The sequence below is a fragment of the Pseudomonas sp. S2_A05 genome, from assembly GCF_054668485.1.
Map to the genome: position 1 here is coordinate 1784087 of NZ_CP162775.1, position 25868 is coordinate 1809954.

At 61.1% G+C, this 25868-nt stretch carries 22 protein-coding genes and 1 pseudogene; 9 read left to right on the forward strand and 14 right to left on the reverse strand.

Annotated features, from left to right (window positions below):
* Positions 1-3 precede the first annotated feature (3 nt).
* Positions 4-834, forward strand: a complete 831-nt coding sequence (gene nudC, locus AB4O12_RS08295; protein ID WP_460061312.1) for an NAD(+) diphosphatase — start codon at positions 4-6, stop codon at positions 832-834.
* Here nudC and AB4O12_RS08300 read toward each other — a convergent pair.
* The 3 genes from AB4O12_RS08300 to AB4O12_RS08310 all read right to left on the reverse strand — a co-directional run bounded on the left by AB4O12_RS08300 (position 802) and on the right by AB4O12_RS08310 (position 2930).
* A complete protein-coding gene (locus tag AB4O12_RS08300) occupies positions 802-1581 on the reverse strand; it encodes a TSUP family transporter (protein WP_016774706.1) in 780 nt (259 codons plus the stop codon). The genes nudC and AB4O12_RS08300 overlap by 33 nt on opposite strands.
* Before the next feature lie 251 nt (positions 1582-1832).
* On the reverse strand, positions 1833-2312 hold the full coding sequence (locus tag AB4O12_RS08305; RefSeq protein ID WP_016774707.1) for a nuclear transport factor 2 family protein: 480 nt from the start codon (positions 2310-2312) through the stop codon (positions 1833-1835).
* 54 nt (positions 2313-2366) lie between these two features.
* Positions 2367-2930: a TetR/AcrR family transcriptional regulator gene (locus tag AB4O12_RS08310; RefSeq protein ID WP_460062419.1), complete on the reverse strand. Its 564-nt coding sequence runs from the start codon at positions 2928-2930 to the stop codon at positions 2367-2369.
* 215 nt (positions 2931-3145) lie between these two features.
* On the opposite strand from AB4O12_RS08310, the gene pssA reads away from it, so the two are divergent.
* Positions 3146-4489, forward strand: a complete 1344-nt coding sequence (pssA, locus tag AB4O12_RS08315; protein ID WP_460061315.1) for a CDP-diacylglycerol--serine O-phosphatidyltransferase — start codon at positions 3146-3148, stop codon at positions 4487-4489.
* Between the two features lie 105 nt (positions 4490-4594).
* Here the strand turns inward: pssA and efeO (AB4O12_RS08320) are convergent, their stop codons facing one another.
* From efeO (AB4O12_RS08320) to efeU, 4 genes are read right to left on the reverse strand one after another with little or no spacing between them, the layout of a single operon-like run.
* Positions 4595-5419, reverse strand: a complete 825-nt coding sequence (gene efeO / locus AB4O12_RS08320; protein ID WP_252867591.1) for an iron uptake system protein EfeO — start codon at positions 5417-5419, stop codon at positions 4595-4597.
* A 26-nt stretch (positions 5420-5445) separates the two neighbouring features.
* Positions 5446-6744 (reverse strand): iron uptake transporter deferrochelatase/peroxidase subunit, encoded by a 1299-nt coding sequence (gene efeB / locus AB4O12_RS08325; RefSeq protein ID WP_460061317.1) that lies wholly within the window; start codon positions 6742-6744, stop codon positions 5446-5448.
* 17 nt (positions 6745-6761) lie between these two features.
* Positions 6762-7946 (reverse strand): iron uptake system protein EfeO, encoded by a 1185-nt coding sequence (gene efeO / locus AB4O12_RS08330; RefSeq protein ID WP_460061319.1) that lies wholly within the window; start codon positions 7944-7946, stop codon positions 6762-6764.
* A gap of 8 nt (positions 7947-7954) precedes the next feature.
* Positions 7955-8794, reverse strand: a complete 840-nt coding sequence (efeU, locus tag AB4O12_RS08335; protein ID WP_460061322.1) for an iron uptake transporter permease EfeU — start codon at positions 8792-8794, stop codon at positions 7955-7957.
* 271 nt (positions 8795-9065) lie between these two features.
* Here efeU and AB4O12_RS08340 point away from each other — a divergent pair, with 271 nt between their 5' ends.
* From AB4O12_RS08340 to AB4O12_RS08365, 6 genes and pseudogenes are all read left to right on the forward strand, one after another.
* Positions 9066-10082, forward strand: a complete 1017-nt coding sequence (locus AB4O12_RS08340) for an AraC family transcriptional regulator (protein WP_460061324.1) — start codon at positions 9066-9068, stop codon at positions 10080-10082.
* A 291-nt stretch (positions 10083-10373) separates the two neighbouring features.
* Complete coding sequence (locus AB4O12_RS08345) at positions 10374-12038, forward strand: AMP-binding protein (RefSeq protein WP_460061327.1); 1665 nt, start codon at positions 10374-10376, stop codon at positions 12036-12038.
* Positions 12039-12056: 18 nt separating this feature from the next.
* Positions 12057-12818 (forward strand): SDR family NAD(P)-dependent oxidoreductase, encoded by a 762-nt coding sequence (locus AB4O12_RS08350; protein WP_041480381.1) that lies wholly within the window; start codon positions 12057-12059, stop codon positions 12816-12818.
* Between the two features lie 12 nt (positions 12819-12830).
* A pseudogene (locus tag AB4O12_RS08355) lies at positions 12831-14023 on the forward strand (acetyl-CoA C-acyltransferase).
* A gap of 142 nt (positions 14024-14165) precedes the next feature.
* Positions 14166-15293, forward strand: a complete 1128-nt coding sequence (locus AB4O12_RS08360; RefSeq protein ID WP_460061330.1) for an acyl-CoA dehydrogenase — start codon at positions 14166-14168, stop codon at positions 15291-15293.
* Between the two features lie 15 nt (positions 15294-15308).
* The gene (locus AB4O12_RS08365) at positions 15309-16082 is read left to right on the forward strand and encodes an enoyl-CoA hydratase (RefSeq protein ID WP_460061332.1); all 774 of its coding nucleotides are present in this window, start codon (positions 15309-15311) and stop codon (positions 16080-16082) included.
* 175 nt (positions 16083-16257) lie between these two features.
* Here AB4O12_RS08365 and AB4O12_RS08370 read toward each other — a convergent pair whose 3' ends face one another.
* From AB4O12_RS08370 to AB4O12_RS08390, 5 genes are all read right to left on the reverse strand, one after another.
* The gene (locus tag AB4O12_RS08370) at positions 16258-17409 is read right to left on the reverse strand and encodes an acyl-CoA dehydrogenase family protein (protein ID WP_460061334.1); all 1152 of its coding nucleotides are present in this window, start codon (positions 17407-17409) and stop codon (positions 16258-16260) included.
* Positions 17387-18520: an enoyl-CoA hydratase/isomerase family protein gene (locus AB4O12_RS08375; RefSeq protein WP_460061336.1), complete on the reverse strand. Its 1134-nt coding sequence runs from the start codon at positions 18518-18520 to the stop codon at positions 17387-17389. Before AB4O12_RS08375 ends, AB4O12_RS08370 begins: the two co-directional genes overlap by 23 nt.
* A 244-nt stretch (positions 18521-18764) precedes the next feature.
* Positions 18765-19451: an HPP family protein gene (locus AB4O12_RS08380; protein ID WP_460061338.1), complete on the reverse strand. Its 687-nt coding sequence runs from the start codon at positions 19449-19451 to the stop codon at positions 18765-18767.
* Between the two features lie 155 nt (positions 19452-19606).
* Positions 19607-20785 carry an MFS transporter gene (locus AB4O12_RS08385; RefSeq protein WP_460061341.1) on the reverse strand — a complete coding sequence of 393 codons (1179 nt, stop codon included), beginning with the start codon at positions 20783-20785 and terminating at the stop codon, positions 19607-19609.
* A 244-nt stretch (positions 20786-21029) separates the two neighbouring features.
* A complete protein-coding gene (locus AB4O12_RS08390; protein ID WP_460061343.1) occupies positions 21030-22409 on the reverse strand; it encodes a UDP-glucose dehydrogenase family protein in 1380 nt (459 codons plus the stop codon).
* Between the two features lie 241 nt (positions 22410-22650).
* Between AB4O12_RS08390 and AB4O12_RS08395 the strand changes: the two genes are divergently transcribed.
* The gene (locus tag AB4O12_RS08395; protein ID WP_305965242.1) at positions 22651-23589 is read left to right on the forward strand and encodes a site-specific integrase; all 939 of its coding nucleotides are present in this window, start codon (positions 22651-22653) and stop codon (positions 23587-23589) included.
* Between the two features lie 6 nt (positions 23590-23595).
* Here the strand turns inward: AB4O12_RS08395 and AB4O12_RS08400 are convergent, their stop codons facing one another.
* Positions 23596-24144: a PqiC family protein gene (locus AB4O12_RS08400; protein WP_460061346.1), complete on the reverse strand. Its 549-nt coding sequence runs from the start codon at positions 24142-24144 to the stop codon at positions 23596-23598.
* A 17-nt stretch (positions 24145-24161) separates the two neighbouring features.
* Positions 24162-25817 carry a PqiB family protein gene (locus AB4O12_RS08405; protein ID WP_460061348.1) on the reverse strand — a complete coding sequence of 552 codons (1656 nt, stop codon included), beginning with the start codon at positions 25815-25817 and terminating at the stop codon, positions 24162-24164.
* Positions 25818-25868 lie beyond the last annotated feature (51 nt).

Sequence of the window (25868 nt, forward strand, 5' to 3'; positions counted from 1 at the left end):
ACCATGATCTCTCGCTGGACCACTGCAGTACTCGACACCGATCAACCCGGCGGCTGGGCCGTAGCGCGCAGCCCCGAAGGCTTCCTGTTCGATGGCAACGGCGCACTGTTCCCGCGCGAGTGGCTCAAGCGCCAGGACCTTTCAGTCCTCGCTGAGCACGGGATTGGTCATCTCGACGGCGAACCGGTCTATCTGCTTGAGTTGCACAGCGCCAGCGATGTGCCCGGTTGCGGCTGGAAGGGGCTGCGAGCGTTCATGCTCGAAGGCGATCACACGCTGTACAAAGTGCTCGGTTATGCCGCTCAGATTGGCACTTGGGCACGAGAGCATCGCTTCTGCGGCAACTGCGGCCAGCCGATGACGCAAGTCCCGCGCGAACGAGCGATGTATTGCCAGCCGTGCGATCTGCGCAGTTATCCGCGCATTTCACCAAGCATGATCGTGCTGATCACCCGTGGCGACGAAATCCTTCTGGCGCGCTCGCCGCGTTTCGTCACCGGGGTTTACAGCACGCTGGCCGGTTTCGCCGAGCCGGGGGAATCGGCCGAGGATTGCCTGATTCGCGAAGTGCGTGAAGAAGTGCAGATCGAAGTGAAGAACATCCAGTACATCGGCAGCCAGTGCTGGCCGTTCCCGCATTCGATGATGCTCGGCTTCCATGCCGAATATGCCGGTGGCGAAATTGTCTGTCAGGAAGACGAGATCGAGGACGCCCAGTGGTTCAACGTGCATGACTTGCCGCCGTTGCCGGCGTCGCGTTCGATTGCCCGTTACCTGATCGACGTCTACGTCGCGCGGCGCTTAGGCCACGCTGAACCAGTGCTGCCAGGCTAAGCGCACAGTCAGCCCGAGCACGACAGTGATGAACACCGGACGAATGAATTTGGCGCCGCCGCTGATTGCGGTGCGCGCGCCAAAGAAAGCCCCGACCATCACCGACAGACCCATGCATAAGCCAATGATCCAGTCGACCTGTCCGGAGAAGATGAACACCGACAGCGCCGCAATGTTGCTGACAAAGTTCATGCTGCGCGCCACGCCGCTGGCCTTGACCAGGTCGATCGGGTACAGCAGCAGACTGCTCACGGTCCAGAATGCGCCCGTGCCGGGGCCGGCCACCCCATCGTAGAAGCCGAGGCTGAAGCCCTGGGTCGATTGCCATTTCTTTTTGATCGGCGCGTCGCTGTCCAGCGGCGCTTTCGGCGTGCCGCCAAACAGCAAATACAGGCCACAGGCGAAAACGATCACCGGCAGCATCTTGTTCAGCCACTCGGCCGGCAGGTAATGCGCAACCACCGCGCCAGTGAGCGCGCCGACCAGGGTGCCGACAATCGCGTGGGTCCACTGGCGTGGATGAAACAGTTTGCGTTTGTAGAAGGTGAAGCTGGCGGTCGCCGAACCGAAGGTCGAGCTCAGCTTGTTGGTGCCCAGCACCAGATGCGGCGGCAGGCCCGCCGTCAGCAGCGCCGGCGTGGTCAACAGACCGCCACCGCCAGCGATGGCATCGATGAAACCGGCAAGGAAAGCAACAGCAGCCAGAATGGCCAGGGTGGTGAGGTCAACGCTGAGTTCGAAAGGCATGGAGTCGGCTTATTCGGCAAGGCGCAGAACGTGGGCTGCGGGGAGGGCGGTTATGTTACCTGTATCGAACTGTTGCGGCGAGCCAGAGCATGCCGTCGTCAATTACAGTCTGGAATACATTCCTGTGTAGGAGCTGCCGAAGGCTGCGATCTTCTCGGGCGCGGAGCGCCCCGGCTGCTGCGCGTGGGAACGATCAAATCAAGATCAAAGATCGCAGCCTTCGGCAGCTCCTACACATGGGTGGGTTGGCTTTAGAGACCGAGTTCACTCAGCCCCGGATGATCATCCGGCCGGCGGCCCAGCGGCCAATGGAATTTGCGCTCGCTTTCCTTGATCGGCATGTCGTTGATGCAGGCATAGCGCTGGAACATCAGGCCGTTGTCATCGAACTCCCAGTTCTCGTTGCCGTACGAGCGGAACCAGTTGCCGGAATCGTCGTGCCATTCATAGGCATAACGTACCGCGATACGCGTATCGGAGTAGGCCCAGAGTTCTTTGATCAAGCGATAATCCAGTTCCTTCGCCCATTTGCGCGTCAGAAACGCCTTGGCCTCTTCGCGGTTGTTGGCAAACTCGGCGCGATTGCGCCATTTGGTGTCGAGGGTGTAAGCGAGCGAAACCTTTTCCGGATCGCGGCTGTTCCAGCCATCCTCGGCCAGACGCACCTTCTCGATGGCTGACGCATGGTTGAACGGGGGCAATGGCGGACGTACCTGGGCTGCAGTCGACATGTTCAATCTCCTGTTTCATTTAATGTATGAACAACAAGTCCGGCTTATTAAGAGTTACAGGCCCAATAACTTTCGCGCCATGCATTGCGCATTATCGGCGGCACTGTGATCACCCATCACAAGCGCTATGGTAATGGCGCCTTCAATCAGGATCAGCAACTGTCTGGCCAATAGTTGCGGATCCTCGGCACCATATTCGGTACATAGCTCGCACACGTAGTCGAGCAGCTTCTGTTTGTGTTCTTTGGCCACCAGCCGCACTGGATCCTGTGGATCGCCGGTTTCGCCGCTAGTGTTGATAAAGGCGCAGCCGCGAAAGCCTTCCGAGTCGAACCAGCCCTTGAGCACAGTAAACAGGTTGAGCAGACGATCGGCCGGGGTTTCGACCTGATCGACGGCACTTGTGAACCAGTGCATCCAGCGAATATCCCGCCGTTGCAGGGCTGCGACCACCAAGGCGTCCTTATCGGCAAAGTAACGGTAAATGCTTTTTCTGGAGACGCCGGCGGTCTTCACCAGCAGATCCATGCTGGTGGCAGCGATGCCACTTTTGTAGATCAACTTTTCGGTGACATCCAGAATGATGTCGCGTGTGTCATTGCTGATTGATTCGTTCATGTGGCGAACAGTAGAACGACTGTTCTCCTTGGTCAAGCGAATTTCTTCGGCGTGTGTGAAAACGCTTTCGCGAGCAGGCTCGCTCCCACAGGGGAATGCATTTTAACGGTGGGAGCGAGCCTGCTCGCGAAGGGGCCATTACTGACACTGACAAGACCCGGCGCAGACGATGGTGTAAGCTCTCAAACTCTTCGGAATCGAACCTTGCGAGCCTTATGCCGTTGCTTTTCAAACGTTCTCTGCTGCCCAAACTGCGCAGCTTCGCGCTGACCGCCGAGGCGGTGAGCATTCTGTCCAGTGCTGCCGAATTCCGACGCTGCCTGCTCGAGCAAATCGCCGCAGCGACGCAGCGCATCTGCATCGTCGCGCTGTATCTGCAGCAGGACGAAGCCGGTCAGGAAATCCTCGATGCCCTGCACGCAGCCAAGCTCAAGCGTCCCGAGCTGGAAATCGCCGTGGTGGTCGACTGGTTGCGTGCCCAGCGCGGTCTGATCGGCGCGGGCAAGCAGCCGGGCAACGCCGCCTGGTATCAGGACATGACCCGCACGCACCAGAGCGAAGTGCCGATCTACGGCGTGCCGGTGCAGACCCGCGAGCTGTTCGGCGTGCTGCACCTCAAAGGTTTCGTGATCGACGACAAGGTGGTCTACAGCGGCGCGAGTCTGAACAACGTCTACCTGCACAAACTCGACAAGTACCGCTTCGACCGCTACCACGTGCTGCACAGTCGCGAGCTGGCGGATTCGATGCATCATCTGGTCAAGCACGGCCTGATCGAATCGAAAGCCGTGCACCGCCTCGACCTGCCCAACCTGCCGACTACCCGCAGCCTGCGCAACGACATCGGCGACCTGCGCAGCCGTCTCAAGTACGCGACTTACGACACCGGGGCCGGCAGCACAAGTAAAGAAGGGCTGTCGGTCACGCCACTGCTCGGCGTCGGCAAGAACAACCCGCTGAACCGGGCGATTCTGGAACTGATTGCCAGCGCGCAAAAGCAGCTGACCATCTGCACTCCGTATTTCAACCTGCCCCTGGGCGTGATCCGTGAGATCAATCGAGCGCTGGCCCGTGGCGTGAAGATCGATATCGTGGTTGGCGACAAGACCGCCAACGATTTCTACATTCCGCCGAGCGAGCCGTTCAAGGTGATCGCCGCGCTGCCGTATCTATACGAGATCAGCCTGCGCCGCTTCGCCAAACGCCATCAGCACAGCATCGACAGCGGCCAGTTGAACCTGCACCTGTGGCGCGACGGCGACAACACCTATCACCTCAAGGGCATGTGGATCGATCAGCGTTACACCTTGCTGACTGGCAACAACCTCAATCCGCGCGCGTTTCGCCTCGACCTGGAAAACGCGCTGCTGATTGAAGACCCGAAAGGCGAGTGGCTGGAGCCACGGGCGAAAGAGCTGGAAAACATCTTCCGCCATACCACGCGGATCGATAACTTCCAGTCGCTTGAAACGCTGCCGGATTACCCGGCAGGGGTGGCGAAGTTTCTCAAGCGGGTGAGTCGGGTGAGGATTGAGCGGTTGCTCTACAGGATTCTCTAGCGCGTCCGGAATTGCTTTCGCGAGCAGGCTCGCTCCCACAGGGAAATGCATTCCAACTGTGGGAGCGAGCCTGCTCGCGAAGGGGCCAGACCAGAGGCTAAAAAATCAGTTCAGACCCAACTTCCCGCGCATCATCGAAAGATCCTCCGCCAGCGTATTCACCGGCCCGACCAGCGCTTTGCGGTCGTTGTCCTTGACCTTGTCATAGGTCTCAAACCCGCCATCCGCCGTTTTGTACTTGGCGAGTATCTTGTCGACCGTGGCGAAGTTCTTGTCGACCTTGGCAACAAACGCCTTGTCCTGCTGTTCGATCTGCGGACGGAACAGATCAACGATCTTCTTCGCCCCGTCGATGTTGCCCTGGAAGTCGTACAGGTCGGTGTGGCTGTAGCGGTCTTCCTCGCCGGAAATCTTCGTCGCCGCGACTTCTTCCAACAGCGCAGCAGCGCCGCCGACGACCTTCTCTGGCGGGAAGGTCAGACCGGCCACACGGGTTTGCAGGTCCTGCACGTCTTTGTTCAAACCGTCGGCCAATGCATCCAGGCCCTTAGTGGACTTCTCCGCGAACAACGAATATTCGATCCGGTGAAAGCCAGTGAAGTCCTCGGCCTTAACGCCTTTTTCGTGATCGTCAACGCGAGAATCGATGGACGCATCGAGATCGCTGAACAGCTCGGCGATCGGCTCGATCGACTCGTAATAGACCCGCGTCGGCGCGTAGAGCTTCTGCGCGGTGGCGAGATCGCCTTTCTTCACCGCGTCGGTGAACTGCTGGGTGTGGCTGGCCAGCTCATCGAGTTTCTCGGTGACGTAAATCTTGTAGTCCGACACCGGCCCCACCAGATCCAGCGGCGCGGTCGCGGCGAACGCCGCCAGCGGGGTGTTGAGCAAACCAAGGGTCAGCAATAACGCGAGTGGCGTCTTTTTCATGGGGCGGCTCCAGTGTCGGTTGGGTGTCATGCGGTTTTGTTTTGGGAGGTGGCAGCGAGTAACGAGCGACCGATGAAGTCGTCATCGCCGGTAGCGCCGGGCAGGGTGAAGAAGTAACCGCCGCCAACCGGTTTGAGGTATTCCTCGAGCGGTTCACCGTTGAGGCGGGTCTGCACGGTGATGAAGCCTTGTTCCAGGTCAGCCTGGTAACAGATGAACAGCAGGCCCATGTCGAGCTGGCCGTTCTTGTTGACGCCGTTGGAGTAGTTGAACGGCCGGCGCAGGATCAGATTGGCCTGGGTCGCGGCGGTGCGCGGGTTGGCCAGACGAATGTGCGCATCGAGCCTGGTCAGCTTGCCGGCCGGATCCTTGCTGTAATCCGGCACTTCGCTTTCAGTGTGGCCACCGATGGGCGCGCCGCTGCTCTTGACCCGGCCGAGAATGCTTTCCTGCTCCTGCAACGGCGTGCGATCCCAGCGCTCGACGAAGTTGCGGATGATGCGTACCGCTTGATAACTGCCATGGGCAGCCCAGGCCGGCTCGTCGCTGCCCGGTTGCACCCAGACGATGCGGTCCATGGCCTTGGCGTCGTTGGAATCAGGGTTGGCCGAGCCATCGCGAAAACCGAGAAAGTTGCGCGCCGACTGCGCCGGTACGCCGGGTTTGGCCGGCGCTTGCGGCGGGACGCTGCCTTCCTGTTTCCAGCGCACCAGCAGCAGGTCAGGCAGGTTTTTGACGATGTCGCGCAGGGCGTGAATGTTGGTGTCGGCGGTGTTGGCGCAGAACTGCAGACTGAGGTCGCCATGGCAGCAATCGGCGTCCAGTGCATCGTTGGGAAAACCGACCATGCGTTGCAGACGCTTGGGCTTTGCCGCCGCGAGACCGAAGCGCTCGTCGAACAGCGAGTCGCCGACGGAAACGGTGATGGTCAGGTTGTCCGGGGTGACCACCGGGCCGAGGATGCCGGAGTCCAGCGGCGGCAGTTTCGGGTCGATCTGCGCGACCGGGCCGCCCTTCATCAAAAACGCGATGCGTTCGTTGAGGGTGCGAAACAGCCGCTCGAGGTCTTCGCGATCGCTGGCCAGCACATCGAACGCCACCAGCATCCCGGAGGCCGGGCGCGGGGTGACGATGCCGGCCTGGTGCACACCGTGGAAGTCGTGGCGGTCTTCGGTCTTGTCGCTGCTCGGCGCTTCGGTGACTTGCGCAGGCTGCGCGGCCATGGCCGGGCAGCTCAGCGCCGATCCGGCGAGGGCGACACCGGCGGCGCCCATGCCCATCAGCACGCGGCGCCGTTGCAGGTTGAGAGGTTCTGAATCGTTCATCTGTCGTGGTCTTCTGCTTACAGGCCGGAAAAGCCGAGGGCGGGGTCGATGCCATCCAGTGCCGTGGCCAGAGCCTCGGCTTTGGCGGCGATCTGCTGGCGTTGCGCGGCGGTCACGGCGTCGTAACTGACGTAGCCATCGGCGGATTTGAAGGCGTTGAGCTGGCTGTCGAAATCGTCCAGCGCCTGGTCGATCTTCGGCAACAGCTCAGCAGCGGATTTGCTCAGCATCGGGCGCAACAGGTCGACGACCTTGCGCGCGGTCTGCGCGTTGGCGGCGAAACCGTTGAGATCGCTGTGGCTGTAGCGTTCTTCCTCGCCGCTGCCGGCGCGCACCTCGGCGAGGCTGTTGAGGTTGCGCACGACGATGCCCACCAGTTGCTCCGGCGGCAGTGACTGCGCGAGCAACTGTTGCTTGAGGGTGGTGACATCTGCGAGCAAGCGCTGGGCAATCGGCGTGACATCATCGAGATTGCGCTGCTGGAACAGCGCGTATTCGAGGCGATGGAAACCGACAAAGGCGGGATCCTGTTCGCGCTTTTCGAAATAATCGGCGCGGGCATTGATCTGATTGTCCAGCTCGGCCAGGCGCTGCGCCGCCGGCGCCAGACGCTGATAGGCAGCACGCGCCGGCAGGTACAACTCTTGCGCCTGCGCCAGATCACCACTGGTGATCGCCTGATTCAGCGCCGTCGTCGCTTTGATCAACGCGCTGCCCTGAACGGCCAGATATACGCGAAATTCCGACAGCGGCCCGACGAAAGCCACCATCGATGGTTTGGCCTTGGCGGCGGCATCGGAAGCGGCCGTCGGTGTGACGTGCAAAGTGCCGCGCGCGTTGCTGAGCAAGCCGCAAGTGATCGCATAGTCGCCCGGTTGCAGGTTGGCGTTGATCACCTGGCTCAGGCCCGGCGCGATGTTTTCCCGCTCTTCGACCACCAGCACGCCGTCGAGAATTTCCCACTCGACCGCACGCTCGGAGCGGTTGACGATGCGAAAACTGGCGCGGCCGGCGGGCACCGTCAGTGTGTTCGGCTCGCAACTGTGCGGATGGATGTTGACGACGATTTCGTCATGGTTGTGCTGACGCTTGGCTGCGGCCATGTTCGAGGCGTACCAGAACAGCCCGCCTGCGGCGACCATCAGCAGCACCGAGCCGGCCAGCGCCCAACGCAGGGCCGGAGGGGTTTGGGTAGTAGACATGAAGGGCCTTATTGGCTGGAAACGGAAGTGGTTGGCGTCGCCTGGCGCGGCGCGGGCATGAAGAACATCACCAGCGCCAGCAGCAGATAAACCAGGTACGCGCCAAGAGTGCTGACGGTCGGCGCATCCTGATAGCCGAACATGCCGGCCAGCACCGAGCCCAGCGGGCCGTCCATCGGCAGCGTCGCGCTGAAGTCGAACAGCACCGTTTGCAGGTGATTCCACAGCCCGGCTTCATGCAGCGCCTGCACCGAGTTGGCGAGGATCCCGGCAGCGACCACGAGGATGAACAATCCGGTCCACTTGAAGAACGCCGAGAGATTGAGGCGCATGCTGCCGCTGTAGATCAGGAAACCGACGATCACCGCCAGGATCAGGCCGAGCAGGGCGCCAATCGGCGCGCCCGGGCCTTCGCTTTGCTGGAACACGGCGAGCAGGAAGAACACCGTTTCCAGGCCCTCGCGAGCGACGGCGAAGAAAACCATGGCGATCAAGGCAATCACCTGATGCCCGGATTGCGTCAGCGCTTGATCCAGCGAGGCTTGCAGCGAGTGCTTGATCGACCGCGCGACCTTGCGCATCCAGAACACCATCGAACTGAGAATGCCCACGGCGACCAGACCGACCACGCCTTCGAACAACTCCTGCTGCTTTTGCGGGAATTCAGCGCTGACCAGCTCCAGGCCACCGCCGACCAGCAGGGCAAGGGCGGCGGCGAAAAAGACGCCGATCCATACCGCTGGCATCCATTGGCCGCGGCCGGTCTGTTGCAGGTAACTGGCAATGATGCCGACGATGAGCGCGGCCTCGATGCCTTCGCGCAACATGATCAAAAAGGGAACGAGCATTGGCGAGCCACAGCGATTTAGATAGGAGGCTAAGTTGTAACATAATGACACTCATTCCCAAATGGCATTCATTGACATTTAGCTGAACCTTAGCTGAACAACTGTGATTCCTGTGGGAGCGAGCCTGCTCGCGAATGCGGTATGCCTGTGACATTTGTTTAGCTGACACCGCGTTCGCGAGCAGGCTCGCTCCCACATTGGCCCTGCGGTGAAATCAGCAGCTGGGTTAAGATGCCCACCACCCAAAAAACAATAAGGCTCATCTCGCTCCATGGCGGAAAAAGACACCATTGCCATTCAACTGGTGCGCGAAGCGCTGCTGCAAAGTTGTGCCCCGGGTGCGGCAACGGATGAGGCGTTGAGCAAGGTCGGCATCGATCCGGCTTTGTTAGCGGCCGATGAGGGCAGGGTGCCGGCCTCGCAATACGCCAGACTCTGGCGCCTGCTGGCGCGACGCTGTGATGACGAGTTCTTCGGCATGGACCCGCGCCCGCTCAAATCCGGCAGCCTGGCGTTTTTGTGTCGCAGCGCCATGGCGCAACCGACGCTGGCGGCGGCGCTGGATACCGGTCTGACGTTCCTGTCGTTGATGCTGGAAAAACTGCCGGCGCAACTGGTGCATCAGCAGAGCCTGGCGGAAATCGTCCTGCTCGAAGACGACGCCGAACCGCGCCGCGCCTTCACCTATTTCACTTACTGGATGATCGTGCACGGCGTCGCGTGCTGGCTGGCCGGGCGGCGGATTCCGATTCTGGCGATTGAACTGCGCTGCGCGGAACCGGACTTCATCGACGATTATCGGGTGATGTTTTCGGAAAACCTGCGGTTTGAGCGCCCACGTACGCGGATGATTTTTTCCGCCGATTGCCTCGATCTGCCGATCAAACGCAGTGCCGAAGAACTCAAGCGCTTTCTCGCCCAGGCGCCGGCCAACATTCTGGTCAAGTACCGCGACCCCGACAGCCTCGCCAGCCGGATCAAGCAGGATCTGCGGCAGCTCCCCGCCGAGCAATGGCCGGAAACCGAGGCGCTGGCCCAGCAACTTTGTATGTCCGCGTCGACATTACGCCGGCGTCTGGCCGAGGAAGGGCAGACTTATCAGGGGCTGAAAGACAGCGTGCGCAAAGAGCTGGCGATTACCTGGCTGGCGGAGCCTTCGATCAGTTTTGTCGAGATTGCTGCACGGCTGGGTTTTGCTGATGCCAGTTCGTTCTACAAAGCGTTTCGCAAGTGGTCGGGGTCGAACCCGGGGCATTACCGCACACTGATCCTCAATGAGGTGGTCTGACCCGACGCCTTCGCGAGCAGGCTCGCTCCCTCATTTTGGAAATGCGTTCCCCTGTAGGAGCTGCCGAAGGCTGCGATCTTTTGATCTTGTACTTGATGGTAAAAATCAAGATCAAAAGATCGCAGCCTCGTTGCACTCGTCAGCTCCTACAGGGCATGCGGCCGCAACCTCTTGGCCAAACCAGTCAACCACGTTGATAGCTTTGACCATTGCCCCAAGGCCCGCGCGGCGCGACTATCCTTGTGTTGTTTACGGTTCCCAGCCTAATAAAAACACCGAGGGATTCTGGCAATGCGCGATTACTTGTCTGCCACCGAACAGTTCAACTATCAGCACACCGTCGATGCGTCGCTCAGCGGCACGCTGGCGGCACTCAACGCCTGCGTTGAATGTTGCGACCGCCATGCCTTGCCCGGGCGCATTGCGTTGTTCTGGGAAGGTCGCGACGGCTCAAGTGCGACTTACACCTTCACTGATCTGCAAGACAAAGCCGCGCGTTTCGCCAATTTCCTCCTCGCCCAGGGCGTGCAGAAGGGCGATAAAGTCGCTGGCCTGCTGCCACGCAACGTCGAATTGCTCATCACCGTGCTCGCCACCTGGCGCATCGGCGCGGTGTATCAGCCGCTATTCACCGCATTCGGGCCGAAAGCGCTAGAGCACCGCCTGAACAGCTCGGGGGCTAAAATCGTGGTCACCGACGCGGTCAACCGGCCCAAGCTCAATGAAGTCAGCGCATGCCCGACCATCGTCACCGTGGCCGGCGCCAAAGGTCAGGGCATTGTTCGTGGTGATTTCAGTTTCTGGGCTGAGCTGGCCAACCACTCCAATGTTTGCGAACCGGTATTGCTGACCGGCGAAGACCCGTTCCTGCTGATGTTCACCTCGGGCACCACTGGCCCTGCGAAAGCCTTGGCGGTGCCGCTCAAAGCCATCGTCGCTTTCCAGAGCTACACCCGCGATGCGGTGGACCTGCGTCCCGAAGACGCGTTCTGGAACGTCGCCGATCCGGGCTGGGCCTATGGCATCTATTTCGGCGTCACCGGGCCATTGGCGCTGGGGCACCCGATTACCTTCTATGATGGCCCGTTCACCCTCGAAAGCACCTGCCGGGTGATCAACAAATACGGCATTACCAATCTCACCGGCTCGCCCACTGCCTATCGTTTGCTGATTGCCGGTGGCGAGGAGTTCGCCAGATCGATCAAGGGCAAACTGCGCATCGTCAGCAGCGCCGGTGAGCCGCTGAACCCGGAAGTGATCCGCTGGTTCGCCGATAACCTCGACGTGGTCATCCACGACCACTACGGCCAGACCGAACTGGGCATGGTGCTGTGCAATCATCACGGCCTTGAGCACCCGGTGCATGTCGGCGCCGCTGGTTTCGCTTCGCCGGGCCATCGCATCGTCGTGCTCGATGAGCAGTGCAACGAACTCGGCGTCGGTCAGCCGGGCATTCTTGCCATCGACCGCCCGCAGTCGCCGATGTGCTGGTTCGGTGGCTACGAAGGCGCGCCGACCAAGGCCTTTGTCGGCAACTACTATCTAAGCGGCGACACCGTGGAGTGGAACCCGGACGGCAGCATCAGCTTCGTCGGCCGCAGTGATGATGTGATCACCACTTCGGGCTACCGCGTCGGCCCGTTCGACGTGGAAAGTGCCCTGATCGAACACCCGGCCGTGGTCGAGGCGGCGGTCGTCGGCAAACCCGACCCGGAACGCACCGAACTGGTCAAAGCCTTTGTCGTGCTGAGCGCGCAGTACCGTGCCGCGCCGGAGTTGGCCGAGGAGCTGCGCCAACACGTGCGCAAGCGTCTGGCCGCGCATTCGTACCCGCGTGAAATCGAATTTGTCAGCGAATTGCCCAAAACCCCGAGTGGCAAATTGCAGCGCTTTATCTTGCGCAACCAGGAAATCGCCAAGGCTCAAGAGGCCGCGGCGCACAGAGTTTCAGCTTGAATCCAAGGGAACACCGTCATGCAGATCGAGAACAAGGTTTTTATCGTCACCGGCGGCGCGTCAGGCCTCGGTGCCGCGAGCGCGGAATTGCTGGTCAGTGCCGGCGCCAAAGTCATGCTGGTCGACATGAACGCCGAAGCCGTCGCCGCTCAGGCGCAGCGCCTGGGTGCGCAAAGCGTGGTTGCCGACATCAGCAATGAAGCCGCCGCCGAAGCCGCTGTGCAGGCGACCGTTGCCGCATTTGGCAGCCTCAACGGCCTGATCAACTGCGCCGGCATCGTTCGCGGCGAGAAAATTCTCGGCAAGAACGGCCCGCACGCCCTGAGCAGTTTTGCGCAAGTGATCAACGTCAACCTGATCGGCAGTTTCAACATGCTGCGCCTGGCTGCGGCGGCGATCGCCGAGAGCGAAGCCAATGCTGACGGCGAGCGTGGAGTGATCATCAACACCGCCTCGGTCGCAGCGTTCGACGGCCAGATTGGCCAGGCTGCGTACTCGGCGTCGAAAGGCGCGATCGCCAGCCTGACCCTGCCAGCCGCCCGCGAGCTGGCGCGCTTCGGCATCCGCGTGATGACCATCGCACCGGGCATTTTCGAAACGCCGATGATGGCCGGCATGACCCCGGAAGTGCGCGATTCGCTGGCCGCAGGTGTGCCATTCCCGCCGCGTCTGGGCAAGCCTGCCGAATACGCCGCGCTGGTGCGCCACATCATCGAAAACAGCATGCTCAACGGCGAGGTGATCCGTCTCGACGGCGCCTTGCGCATGGCCGCCAAGTAAGGAGGATTAGTCATGACTATGTCCAATGATCCGATTGTTATCGTCAGCGCTGTCCGCACACCGATGGGCGGTTTTCAGGGCGAGTTGAAAAGCCTTACCGCACCGCAACTCGGCGCGGCGGCGATCAAGGCTGCGGTCGAACGCGCCGGTGTCGCCAGCGACGCGGTTGATGAAGTGCTGTTTGGGTGCGTACTGCCCGCCGGCCTCGGTCAGGCGCCGGCACGTCAGGCTGCGCTGGGCGCCGGGCTGGATAAATCGACGCGCTGCACCACGGTGAACAAGATGTGCGGCTCGGGCATGCAGACCGCCATCATGGCTCACGACATGCTGCTTGCCGGCAGTGCCGACGTGGTGATCGCCGGCGGCATGGAAAGCATGTCCAACTCGCCGTACCTGCTTGATCGTGCCCGCGCCGGCTATCGCATGGGCCACGGCCGCGTGCTTGATTCGATGTTCCTCGACGGCCTCGAAGACGCCTACGACAAGGGGCGCCTGATGGGCACCTTCGCCGAGGATTGCGCCGAGGCCAACAGCTTCAGCCGCGAAGCGCAGGATGCCTTCGCCATTACCTCGACCACCCGCGCACAACAGGCGATCCAGGACGGCAGCTTCAAGGACGAAATCGTCCCGCTGACTGTGACTGTCGGTAAAGAGCAGGTGGTGATCAGCAACGATGAGCAACCGCCAAAAGCCAAACTCGACAAGGTTGCCTCGCTGAAACCGGCGTTCCGCGAGGGCGGCACGGTCACCGCAGCCAACTCCAGCTCGATTTCCGACGGCGCGGCGGCGCTGGTGCTGATGCGCCAGTCCCACGCGCAGCAACTGGGCCTCAAGCCGCTGGCGGTGATTCATGGGCATGCTGCGTTCGCTGATACCCCGGCCTGTTTCCCACCGCACCGATTGGCGCGATCAAGAAACTGGTGAACAAGACCGGTTGGGCGCTGGATCAAGTGGATCTGTTTGAAGTGAACGAGGCGTTTGCCGTTGTCGGCATGGCGGCGATGACGCACCTGGAGATTCCCCACGACAAGCTCAATGTGCATGGCGGCGCCTGCGCGCTGGGCCATCCGATCGGCGCCTCGGGAGCGAGGATTCTGGTGACGTTGCTCGCGGCACTGCGGCAGAAACAGCTCAAGCGCGGCATTGCAGCGATCTGCATTGGCGGCGGCGAAGCCACGGCCATGGCCGTGGAATGCGTTTACTGAAGGCATCGCCGATCAACTGTGGGAGCGAGCCTGCTCGCGAAGACGTCGTTTCAGCCGGCACATGCGTGACTGATACACCGCTTTCGCGAGCAGGCTCGCTCCCACAGGGTTCAATGTCGTACTCAGATTTCAAGGACTCACCATGATCCCCAACGAAGACCAGACCCAGATCCGCGACATGGCCCGGCAGTTTGCCGTGGAGCGGCTCAAGCCGTTCGCCGCCGAGTGGGATCGCGAGCACCGTTTCCCCAAGGAAGCCATCGCCGAGATGGCTGAGCTGGGCTTCTTCGGCATGCTCGTGCCGGAGCAGTGGGGCGGCTGTGACACAGGCTACCTCGCGTACGCCATGGCTTTGGAAGAAATCGCCGCAGGCGACGGTGCCTGCTCGACGATCATGAGCGTGCACAACTCGGTCGGCTGCGTGCCGATTCTCAAGTTCGGCAATGACGATCAGCGCGAGCGCTTCCTCAAACCGCTGGCCAGCGGCGCCATGCTCGGCGCCTTCGCCCTCACCGAACCCCAGGCTGGTTCCGATGCCAGCAGCCTGAAAACCCGCGCGCGGCTGGACGGCGATCACTACGTGCTCAACGGCTGCAAACAGTTCATCACCTCCGGGCAGAACGCCGGCATCGTGATCGTGTTTGCCGTGACCGACCCGAGCGCCGGCAAACGCGGGATCAGCGCGTTTATCGTGCCGACCGACTCGCCGGGCTACAAAGTCGCGCGGGTCGAAGACAAACTCGGCCAGCACGCGTCCGACACCTGCCAGATTCTTTTTGAAGATGTGAAAGTGCCGGTCGCCAACCGCCTCGGCGAGGAGGGCGAAGGCTACAAGATCGCCCTGGCCAACCTCGAAGGCGGCCGCGTCGGTATCGCCTCGCAAGCTGTCGGCATGGCCCGCGCTGCGTTCGAAGCTGCCCGCGACTATGCCCGTGAGCGTGACACCTTCGGCAAGCCGATCATCGAGCATCAAGCCGTGGCGTTCCGCCTGGCGGACATGGCCACGCAAATTGCCGTCGCCCGGCAAATGGTGCATTACGCCGCGGCCTTGCGTGACAGCGGCCAACCGGCGCTGGTCGAAGCGTCGATGGCCAAGCTGTTCGCTTCGGAAATGGCCGAGAAGGTCTGTTCCATGGCCTTGCAAACCCTCGGCGGTTACGGTTACCTCAACGACTTTCCGCTGGAACGCATCTACCGCGACGTGCGCGTCTGCCAGATCTACGAAGGCACCAGCGACATTCAGCGCATGGTCATTTCGCGCAATCTCTGACAAGGAATTTTATTCATGACTTACGAAACGATTCTGCTGGAAACCCGCGACCGCGTCGGCCTGATCACCCTCAACCGGCCGCAGGCACTGAACGCGCTGAACGCGCAACTGGTCAGCGAAGTGAACCACGCGCTCGATACGCTGGAAGCCGATGCGCATATTGGCTGCATCGTCCTCACCGGTTCGAAAAAAGCTTTTGCCGCCGGCGCCGACATCAAGGAAATGGCCGAGCTGACCTATCCGCAGATCTACATGGACGATCTGTTCAGCGACAGCGATCGCGTGGCCAACCGGCGCAAGCCGATTATCGCCGCGGTCAATGGTTTTGCCCTCGGCGGCGGTTGTGAACTGGCGCTGATGTGCGACTTCATCCTGGCTGGTGACAACGCCAAATTCGGCCAGCCGGAAATCAACCTCGGCGTGCTGCCGGGCATGGGCGGCACCCAGCGCCTGACCCGCGCCGTGGGCAAAGCCAAAGCCATGGAAATGTGCCTGAGCGGGCGCATGATCGACGCGGTGGAAGCCGAGCGTTGCGGCATCGTCGCGCGCATCGTGCCGAGCGATGAGTTGCTTGATGAGGCGCTGAAAGTCGCGGCGGTGATCGCCGGCAAGTCATTGCCGATTGCGATGATGATCAAGGAGAGCGTCAACCGCGCGTTCGAGGTCAACCTGACCGAGGGCGTGCGTTTCGAGCGGCGGGTGTTTCATGCAGCGTTTGCGACGCAGGATCAGAAGGAAGGGATGGCGGCGTTTATTGCCAAGCGTCAGGCTGAATTCCAAGGCAAATAGTGTGTGACCTTCAAATGCCCCCTCACCCCTAGCCCTCTCCCCAGGGAGAGGGGACTGACCGCGTGATATGGGCGAATTACGCCGACCTGAAAGGTTGCCGCTGAATCCGTAACCGACTCGGTCGGCTCCCCTCTCCCTGGGGAGAGGGCTGGGGTGAGGGGAAGGGCCAACGCCATTACAACTGATAGTTCTTCAAATCCCGCGCAATCACCATCCGCTGTATCTCGCTCGACCCTTCATAGATCTGGGTAATCCGCGCATCGCGGTAGTACTTCTCGACCGGGTAGTCCTCCAGATAGCCATAGCCGCCATGAATCTGGATCGCCGACGAGCACACCTTCTCGGCCATTTCCGATGCGAACAGCTTGGCCTGCGAAGCCTCGGACAAGCATGGTTTACCCGCCGTGCGCAGCCGCGCTGCATGGAGGATCAGCAACCGTGCGGCGTTGATCTGCATGTGCATGTCAGCCAGCAGATTGGCGATGCTCTGGTGCTCGATGATCGGCTTGTCGAATTGCACGCGTTCCTTCGAATATGCCAGCGCCGCTTCAAAAGCCGCCCGGGCAATGCCCAATGCCTGCGCGGCGATGCCGATGCGTCCGCCTTCAAGGTTGGACAGGGCAATCGCCAGGCCCTTGCCACGCTCGCCGAGCAGATTGGCCTCGGGGATGCTGCAGTTGTTCAGCGTCACCGCGCAGGTGTCGGAGGCGCGGATGCCCATCTTGTGTTCGGTGCGATCGACGATGAAACCCGGTGTGTCGGTCGGCACCAGAAACGCTGACAGGCCTTTTTTGCCGAGATCCGGATCGGTTACCGCGAAGACGATCGCCAGTTTTGCCCGTTTGCCGTTGCTGACGAATTGCTTGGCACCGTTGATCACCCATTGGCCGTCGCGCAGTTCGGCGCGGGTGCGCAGGTTGTGCGCTTCGGAACCGGCCTGCGGTTCGGTCAGACAGAAGCAACCGATGGTTTGCCCACTGGCCAGATCGGCGAGCCAGGTTTGTTTCTGCTCATTGCTGCCGTAGTTGAGCACCGGGCCGCAGCCGACCGAGTTGTGGATGCTCATGAACGCACCGGTGGCGCCATCGCCGGCGGAGATTTCCTCAACGGCCAGCGCATAGGCGACGTAATCGACGTAAGTGCCGCCCCATTCCTCAGGTACGACCATGCCGAGCAAGCCCAGCTCACCCATCTTCGCCACCAGAGCATCGTCGATCCAGCCGGCCTTTTCCCAGGCCTGGGCGTGCGGGGCGATTTCGCCACGGGCAAAGTCCCGGGCCATGTCGCGGATCATCACTTGTTCTTCAGTCAGTTCGAGATCGTGCATGGCTCCAGCTCCCGCTCTCATCAAAACCATGGAAGAAACTTGCGACCTGCGCAGCGTCCAGCTCAGCGACGGTCGGCGGGTTCCAGCGCGGTGACTTGTCCTTGTCGATCAACAGGGCGCGAACGCCCTCGATCAGGTCGCCACGGGCAAACCACTGGCGATCCAGATGCAGCTCCAGAGCAAAGCAATTCTCCAGACTCAGGTGCCTGCCACGACGGAGCATTTCCAGGGTCACGGCCATGGCCAGCGGCGAGCGGGTTTCCAGCAGATCTGCCGTGGTGAGCGCCCATTCGTGGCTGTCGGCAACGGTGACGGCGCGCAATTGCTCGATCATGCTCGGCACATCGGGCAGGGCGAAGAAGTGGTCGATGGCCGGACGCAGCGCCTCGAGTGGCGCATCCGACAGGGTTTGCACGGCATGCTTGGCCAGCAGATTCTGCAGCGACTTGAGCGGCGTGTCCTGCCATTCCATCTGATCGAGTTTCTCATCGAGCAGGGCCAGTTTGCTGCTGTCCAGGTACCAGTCGGCGAGGCCGCAGTACAGCGCATCGGCCGCGCGAATCTGCACGCCGCTGACGCCCAGATAAATCCCCAGCTCACCGGGAATGCGCGGCAGGAAGTAGCTGCCGCCGACATCGGGAAAATAGCCGATGGCCACTTCCGGCATCGCCAGACGGCTCTTTTCGGTGACCACGCGCAGATCGGCGCCTTGCACCAGGCCCATGCCACCGCCGAGGACGAAACCATCCATCAAGGCCAGCACCGGTTTGCGGTAGTGATGAATGGTCAGGTCGAGGGCGTATTCCTCGACGAAGAAATCTTCGTGCAGCGTGTCGCCGCTTTTGTAGCTGTCGTACAGCGAACGGATATCACCGCCGGCGCAGAAAGCCTTTTCACCGGCACCGCGCAACACTACGGCGTGCACATCGGCGTCAGACGCCCAGGCATCGAGCTGCTGTTGCAGCAGACGCACCATGTCGAGGGTGATTGCATTGAGGCCCGCAGGGCGGTTGAGGGTCAGGTGGCCGATATGGTTGCGCACCTCGGCCAGCAAGTCGTTTTGCATGGCATCCATGGACGGGGTCCGCCGGGATGAAGCCTGAGCTGTCATCAGTAACTCCCTGCTTTTATTGTCTTTATTCGAGAAGCCCGGGTGGGGGCGTTAGCGGATCGTAACAGTGCAAATTTGTCGTGTACAACGGGGATATGTGCAGGGGGAATCTGCGTTTTTCTCTCAGGGCCGCTTTCTGTGCGCGTAGGAGCTGACGAGTGCAACGAGGCTGCGATCTCTGGATTTCAAGAAACAAGATCAAAAGATCGCAGCCTCGTTGCACTCGTCAGCTCCTACAAGGCGATCATCGGAAGGTTTCGGTAATGCTGCGGCGTTTGGCGTGCAGCTCGCTGGCATGGATCAGGCGTTCGAGGTCTTCGGGGGTGACGTCGATGAAGGCTTCCATGTCGGCGAGCGCCAGTTTCAGGTCTTCGACAGTAATCGCCTGGCTGTCGACCGGGACCACGGGCGGCGCAGGATCGGCGGGGCGTTTCGGGTAGCGGATGCGGGTCAGATTATTGTAGGCCAGCGCGCTGGCGAGCATGCACAGGGCGCCGAGCATCACCGGCTCCATGGCTTTCCAGTCCATGGCGATGGTCGCAGGGTCGGCCAGTACCAGCGTCAATGCCAAGGCACCGGCCGGTGGATGCAGGCAACGCAGCCAGCACATCAGAATCGCCGCCATCCCGGCGGCGAGGCAGGCGCTGCCCAGCGTTCGCCCGAGCACATGGGCGACAAGCAAAGCGACCACGCCGGCGCATAAGTACCCGCCCAGAATCGACCATGGCTGGGCGAGAGCGCCGGACGACACGGCGAACAACAGCACCGCCGAAGCACCCAGCGGGCCGATCAGGTGAAAGGCAACGTCATGCCCGAATACCTGCGCACACATCCACACGCTGAACAGCGTACCCAGGCTCATGCCGATCGCGGCACGGCTCCATTCGGTGGGGCGAGTGTTGATGGCGGCGGGCAACCAGCGAGCAAGCATGTAGAACTGATCCTGTGCAAAATCCGGGGCAAAAAAAGGACTTGTCCGGCAAATCCGGAAAGCCCTAGAAGCGTTCCAACATTGGGGGAGGAACGCGCGTAGTTTGCCGATCAAAATCGATGCTGACAAATTCATATAAATGCAGTTTTAGTGCACTATTTTTGCATTGAAGCGGTGCGCCGAGCGCTGACGAAGCACAGATAACCGCCCAGCGCCGCCAAGCCGCTCAAGGCGTAGAACATGCTTGGCGCAGGCGTGTGCATCAATAGAAAACCGCACATTACCGGGCTGGCAGCCCCGCCAAGCGCTGACAGGTTCTGCGCGCCGTAGTAACTGCCGCGCAGTGCCTCCGGGGCGAGGGTGTCAACGAACAGGAAGTCAGCGGGGTAAATGATCATCTCGCCCAGGGTGAAGATGAACATCGCCACGCACCAGCCGAGCAGGCTGTCCGCCAGACTGAAACCGATCAACCCGACGATGAACAGCGCGGTGCCGCCGGCAATCCAGTGACGCAGGTGTTCGCGACTGAGCCAGCGACCCACCTGGTACTGCAGCAGGATCACCGTGATTGCGTTGCAGGCGAGCAGGGCGGCCATGGTGTCGAGCGTTTGTTGCTGGGTGTGGGTGACCAGCAGGTATTGCGACAGGTACAGCGTAAAGCGCCCGTGCACCAATGTGCTGAGCAGGCAACCGAGGGTGAACAGCACCATGGTGCGGTCGTTTTTCAGGATCATCAGCGTGTCGAGGAAACTTTGCGGCGCACTGCCGGAAGTTATCGGACTGGCATCCCTGGTCGCGCCGAGCAGCAGAAAAATACTGCCAATGGCGATCGCACCGGCAACGATGAACGGCGCGGACGGCTGCACCCCGGCAATCACCACGCCAATCATCGGGCCGACGGCGTAGCCGATATTGGTCAGCGTGTAATTGAGGGAAAACGCCTTGACCCGCTGGCCCACCGGCAGCTGTTCACTGAGGGTCGCCTTGGAGCCGATGAGGAACAGCGCCGACGCGGTTTCGCTGATGATTAGCACCAAGGTGACCACATACAGATTCTGCGCGAAGGTCAGCAGAATCAGGCCGATACCGCTGGAGAGCATGGCCAGGACCAGCAACTGGCGCTTGTCCAGCTTGTCGATGATGTAACCGCCGTACAGCGACAGCAATGTTGCGCTGAACACGGCGATGCCGAGCAGCAAGCCGACATCCTGCGGATTGAGGCCAAGCTTGTTGCTGAGGAACAGCGTCAGCAGCGGGCTGATCAGGGCGCGGCTGATGACCACGGTCAGCGAGCTGAGCATCAGCCGGCGAATGAACGGCGAATAGATGGCCAAGGGAGGGGGAATGTCCTTATTCGGATTGCCTAGGGCGAACGCCATCCTCTCTGGGCAGCCGCCACCGGTCAAGCTGATACACCAGCGTCTCTCGGAGCACATGATTTCCCTGTGGGAGCGAGCCTGCTCGCGAAGGCGGCGGATCAGTCACCTGCTATGTCGCTGACATACCGTATTCGCGAGCAGGCTCGCTCCCACAGGGTCTGTGTAGCTCACAATTTGCAATGACTCCCACAGGGCCAGTTCAAGCCACATCCGAAGCCGCGGGCCACTGCCGCAAGGTGATCGGCAACTTGCACGATTCACCGCGCCCCATCGGGAAATACTGAAAGCCATTGCGCGTCAGGCGCTCGGCGTCGTACAGGTTACGGCCGTCGAAGATCACCGGGCTATTGAGGCGCTGTTTGATCAGCTCGAAATCCGGGGCCTTGAACTGTTGCCATTCGGTGCAGATGATCAGCGCATCGGCGCCGGCCAGTACCGATTCCGGCGTGCCCATCAACATCAGCTTCGACTCATCTGGATAGAGCTTTTGCGTTTCGACCATGGCCTCCGGATCAAACGCGCGCACGCTGGCCCCGGCAGCCCATAAATCTTCTAGCAGAACCCGGCTCGGCGCGTCGCGCATGTCGTCGGTGTTGGGCTTGAACGCCAGGCCCCACAGGGCAAAGGTCTTGCCGCGCAAATCGCCCCGGTAGAACGCGTTGATGCGCTCAAACAGCTTGTGCTTCTGGCGCTGGTTGATCGCCTCGACCGCTTGCAGCAAGTCGCTGGAACAGTGCGCTTGTTCGGCACTGTGAATCAACGCGCGCATGTCTTTGGGAAAACACGAACCGCCGTAGCCGCAACCCGGGTAGATAAAGTGATAGCCAATCCGCGTATCGGCACCGATGCCCTGGCGCACTGATTCGATATCTGCGGCTAGATGCTCGGCGAGTTCGGCGATCTGGTTGATGAAGCTGATCTTGGTCGCCAGCATGCAGTTGGCGGCGTATTTGGTCAGCTCGGCACTGCGCAAGTCCATGAACAGGATGCGGTCATGGTTGCGGTTGAACGGCGCGTACAGATCGCGCATCACATCGCGCACTTCAGCGCCTTCGCAACCAATGACGATGCGATCCGGTCGCCGGCAATCAGCAACCGCTGAACCTTCCTTGAGAAATTCCGGGTTGGAGACAATATCGAATTGCAGCAGGCGGCCAATCCTGATCAGGGCCTTTTCGATGTGGCTGCGCAAAGCGTCGCCCGTGCCCACCGGCACCGTGGACTTTTCCACCACGATCAATGGCTGCTGGCGATGCCGGGCAATCGCGTCGCCGACCGACAGGACGTAGCGCAGATCCGCCGAACCGTCCTCGCGTGACGGCGTGCCCACCGCGATGAACGCCACACGCCCATGCAACACCGCAAACCGCTCATCGGTGGTGAATTGCAGGCGTTTCGAATCCAGGCCTTCACGCACCAGACTGGCCAGCCCCGGCTCGTAAATACTGACGTGCCCCTGGCCCAATTGCTCGATCTTCTGCGCGTCGACATCCATGCACACGACCTCGTGACCGACCTCGGCCAGCACCGCCGCCTGCACCAGACCGACATAACCACTGCCAAACACCGTGATCTTCATGCCGCACTCCTGCTCGCAGTTCCCTGCACTGAACATAAGAGCGCGATGTTTCAGTTCGCCTACTGCTGAAGAATCAGCAAACAGACCGTTCGGGGAATGCCCGATTGACTTTTACCGCCTCGAACGGCAGGTTGTCGGCCTTTCGCGGTAACCCTTGTCATCGAGTCATGCCGTTTTTTGCGTTTCATTTCATGCATTTATTGTTTTTGTTGAATCGTTTTTTATTTCAAGGCCGTTTCGTTTGAGTGATTTGTCGAGTACCCAACCTGCACCGTCCAACAACAATCCGCTGACCGTTTACCTGGCGCGACTGGCACCTTCCAGCCAGTTGACCATGCGTTATGTGCTGCAAGACGCCGCTGACCGCCTCGGTTTCGAGGACGTCGATATCGAAGAAATCCCCTGGCACGGCCTGCAACCGGAAGACGTGGTGGCGCTGGTCGCCGCTTTGCGCGCCGATGGTTATGCACCGAACACCTCGTCGCTGTACGTGAACGCCGTACGCGGGGTGATGAACGAAGCATGGCGCATGAGCCTGATCAGCCAGGATCACCTGCTGAAGATGCGTTCGGTCAAGGGCATAGCCGGCACGCGGCTGTCCCAGGGGCGCAACCTCAAGCGCACGCTGATTCATGAACTGATGGAAGTCTGCGCTGCCGACCCGCGCCCGCAGGGCTTGCGTGATGCGGCGGTGATTGCGCTGCTGTACGGCACCGGCATGCGCAAGTCGGAATCGGTGGATCTGGATCTGAGCCAGGTCGACTTTCACGAACGCAGCCTGACCGTGACTGGCAAGGGCAACAAGCAGTTGATCAAATACGCGCCGGCCTGGGCCTTTGCCAAACTCGATGCCTGGCTGGAACTGCGTCGTTCACAGCTCAAGGAAGGTGAGAGCGACGATGCGTTTCTGTTCAACCGCATTCGCCGGGGCAGCCATATCACTCGCGAGCGCATTACCAAACACGCGATTTACTACATCGCCCGCCAGCGCGGTACGCAGGTTGGGGTGAAGATCATGCCCCATGATTTTCGGCGTTCGTTCATCACTCGGGTGATCGAAGAGCACGACCTGTCGATCGCACAGAAACTTGCGCATCACAGCAATATCCAGACGACCGCCAACTACGACGTGCGCGATGACAACGAGCGGCGGCGGGCGGTGGATCGCTTCGATTTGTAAACGGTGTCAGGTCTGCGGCGGGCAGCGCGACCCGCTGGCACCCTGCGCGATGTGCGCAGCGAGGCGTTTGATGTTGTTCTGTTGCGCGGTCACCAGTTCGTCGATGCTCGGCCCCGAAGGTGTCTGCAACACCGAGCGACAGTTCAGCAGCGCGGCGTCCGTCGCACCCAGCGGGCGCACTCGCCATTTCACGTCGATCAAGGCGTACTGCCCGGGGATCGAATCGAAGCGCTGTACATCGACGCGCACGGAGGCTCGCTGCTGACCGACGCCGCTGCTCAGCTGATCAGCCAGTGCACCGCGTAACTCATCGGCAAGGGTGGCGCTCCACCAATCGGTTTCCAGAATAGCCACGCCGCTGTTGCCTTGGCGGATGACAATTTGCGCGCGATCGACCTGCGGCGGCACGCTGATGCTTTCGATGGCGATATCGGCGCCGTTACGACTGACACCCGGTTGCGCCGGGGTCAGCGTATGGAAGCTGATCGGGTCGCTCCGGCAGGCGGTCAGCAGCACGAACGCAGCGAGCACGGTGATCTTCAACGGTAAAGCCATGGATTCAGCTCCTGTGCTCAATTGCGTGGCGGTCCTTTGAGGTCCAGCGGCGCGGCGTTGTCCGGCCGCCCGCGAATCAGCGACTCAGGGTGGCGACCGAGGTAATCCGACAATTCACGCAACGAGCGCGACATGCGTCCGAGCTCGTCGAGAGTCTCGGTCAGTTGCTCGCGTTGCGGTGAGTCCTCGGCCAAAGTCGAATTGGCGGACTGCAACGTCTTGCTGACGTCGGCGAGGGTGCTCTGTACGCTCGGCAGGGTCACGGCATTGAACTGCTTCAGGCCTTTGCGTAGCTCGACCAGATTGCCGTCGAGGTTGCTGGCGATGCGTTCCACCGGCAGCGCGTTGATCTTGTTGACCATCGCCTCGAGTTTTTCCTGCAACTGTTCGAGGCTGCCGGGGACGGTCGGAATGGTGACCGGCCGCGCCGTAGGGTCGAACGCGACTTTCGGCGCTTTAGGGTAGAAATCCAGCGAGATATACAACTGACCGGTGAGCAGGTTGCCATTGCGGGCCTGGGCGCGCAGGCCGTTTTCGATGAACGTGCCGATCAGGCGCGCGCCGGTGGCCTCGTCGTTTTCGTCGCCATGATAGGTCTTGAGAATCTTCGCGTGGGCACGGCCGAGTCGCTGCGGATAAATGACGATGCCGACATTCACCGGAAAGGTGCGCTTGACCTCGTCGAAGTCGAGATTGACCGCCACCACCCGGCCGATTTCGATACCGAGAAACTCCACAGGCGCATCAACCTTGAGCCCGCGCAAGGCCTGATCAAACCGCAGCGCCAGATACTGCGCCTTGCCGTCAGGCGGGGCGAGGGCAGCGGTCTGGTTGGCGAACAGCTCGAAACTCTTGTCGTCGCTGGCCGGCGTGTCGTTGGGGCTGTAGTCCGGGGCGCGAAAAGCGATGCCGCCCACCAGCAGGGTCGACAGCGATTCGGTTTTCACCGCAAAGCCGTTGGCGCCGACATTGATGTCGATGCCACTGGCGTTCCAGAAGCGGGTGTTTTCGGTGACGTAGGCATCATTGGGCGAATGCACGAAGACTTCGATGTTGACGCCTTTGCCGTCCGGGTCCAGCGCGTAGGACACGACTTGGCCAACGGGAATCTTGCGGTAGTAGACGGGGGAACCGATGTCCAGCGAGCCGAGGTCGGCGGTGTGCAGAGTGAAGCGCTTGCCCGGCTCGCCGTAGGTGATCGGCGGCGGGTTCTCCAGGCCTTTGAAGGTTTTTGCCCGGGTGTTGGCCTGGCCGATGTCGGCACCGATATAGTCGCCTGACAGCAGCGTATCGATGCCCGAGACACCGCCGGCACCGATGCGCGGTCGCACCACCCAGAATTGCGAGTCCTCGCGGGTGAAGGCTTCGGCTTGCTTGGCCAGTTTGATCGTGGCGTTGACGTGTCTATGGTCGCTGGCCAGTTCGACCTCCGAGACATGGCCGATGACCACGTTGCGGTACCTGACTTCGGTCTTGTTGGCGGTCAGGCCATCACCGGTCTTGAAAGTGACGGTGATGACCGGGCCTTCTTGAAGGATGTTGTGAATCACCAGCGAAATGCCCACCAGCACCGCCACGATCGGCACGATCCATACCAGCGAGATACCGAATCGGCGGGTTTTGACCGGCGCCTGACCGGGTGCTCGCGGCTCGTCGCTGGCTGACGACTTCATCCATGTCCTCCTCAATTAATCGGGCACTGAGCGTCAGGAACGCAAAAGCAC

Bases quoted from the DNA above. Each gene is read 5' to 3' on its own strand.
- nudC (WP_460061312.1), top strand. From the start codon at position 4: ATGATCTCTCGCTGGACCACTGCAGTACTCGACACCGATCAACCCGGC.
- AB4O12_RS08300 (WP_016774706.1), bottom strand. From the start codon at position 1,581: ATGCCTTTCGAACTCAGCGTTGACCTCACCACCCTGGCCATTCTGGCT.
- AB4O12_RS08305 (WP_016774707.1), bottom strand. From the start codon at position 2,312: ATGTCGACTGCAGCCCAGGTACGTCCGCCATTGCCCCCGTTCAACCAT.
- AB4O12_RS08310 (WP_460062419.1), bottom strand. From the start codon at position 2,930: ATGAACGAATCAATCAGCAATGACACACGCGACATCATTCTGGATGTC.
- pssA (WP_460061315.1), top strand. From the start codon at position 3,146: ATGCCGTTGCTTTTCAAACGTTCTCTGCTGCCCAAACTGCGCAGCTTC.
- efeO (WP_252867591.1), bottom strand. From the start codon at position 5,419: ATGAAAAAGACGCCACTCGCGTTATTGCTGACCCTTGGTTTGCTCAAC.
- efeB (WP_460061317.1), bottom strand. From the start codon at position 6,744: ATGAACGATTCAGAACCTCTCAACCTGCAACGGCGCCGCGTGCTGATG.
- efeO (WP_460061319.1), bottom strand. From the start codon at position 7,946: ATGTCTACTACCCAAACCCCTCCGGCCCTGCGTTGGGCGCTGGCCGGC.
- efeU (WP_460061322.1), bottom strand. From the start codon at position 8,794: ATGCTCGTTCCCTTTTTGATCATGTTGCGCGAAGGCATCGAGGCCGCG.
- AB4O12_RS08340 (WP_460061324.1), top strand. From the start codon at position 9,066: ATGGCGGAAAAAGACACCATTGCCATTCAACTGGTGCGCGAAGCGCTG.
- AB4O12_RS08345 (WP_460061327.1), top strand. From the start codon at position 10,374: ATGCGCGATTACTTGTCTGCCACCGAACAGTTCAACTATCAGCACACC.
- AB4O12_RS08350 (WP_041480381.1), top strand. From the start codon at position 12,057: ATGCAGATCGAGAACAAGGTTTTTATCGTCACCGGCGGCGCGTCAGGC.
- AB4O12_RS08360 (WP_460061330.1), top strand. From the start codon at position 14,166: ATGATCCCCAACGAAGACCAGACCCAGATCCGCGACATGGCCCGGCAG.
- AB4O12_RS08365 (WP_460061332.1), top strand. From the start codon at position 15,309: ATGACTTACGAAACGATTCTGCTGGAAACCCGCGACCGCGTCGGCCTG.
- AB4O12_RS08370 (WP_460061334.1), bottom strand. From the start codon at position 17,409: ATGCACGATCTCGAACTGACTGAAGAACAAGTGATGATCCGCGACATG.
- AB4O12_RS08375 (WP_460061336.1), bottom strand. From the start codon at position 18,520: ATGACAGCTCAGGCTTCATCCCGGCGGACCCCGTCCATGGATGCCATG.
- AB4O12_RS08380 (WP_460061338.1), bottom strand. From the start codon at position 19,451: ATGCTTGCTCGCTGGTTGCCCGCCGCCATCAACACTCGCCCCACCGAA.
- AB4O12_RS08390 (WP_460061343.1), bottom strand. From the start codon at position 22,409: ATGAAGATCACGGTGTTTGGCAGTGGTTATGTCGGTCTGGTGCAGGCG.
- AB4O12_RS08400 (WP_460061346.1), bottom strand. From the start codon at position 24,144: ATGGCTTTACCGTTGAAGATCACCGTGCTCGCTGCGTTCGTGCTGCTG.
- AB4O12_RS08405 (WP_460061348.1), bottom strand. From the start codon at position 25,817: ATGAAGTCGTCAGCCAGCGACGAGCCGCGAGCACCCGGTCAGGCGCCG.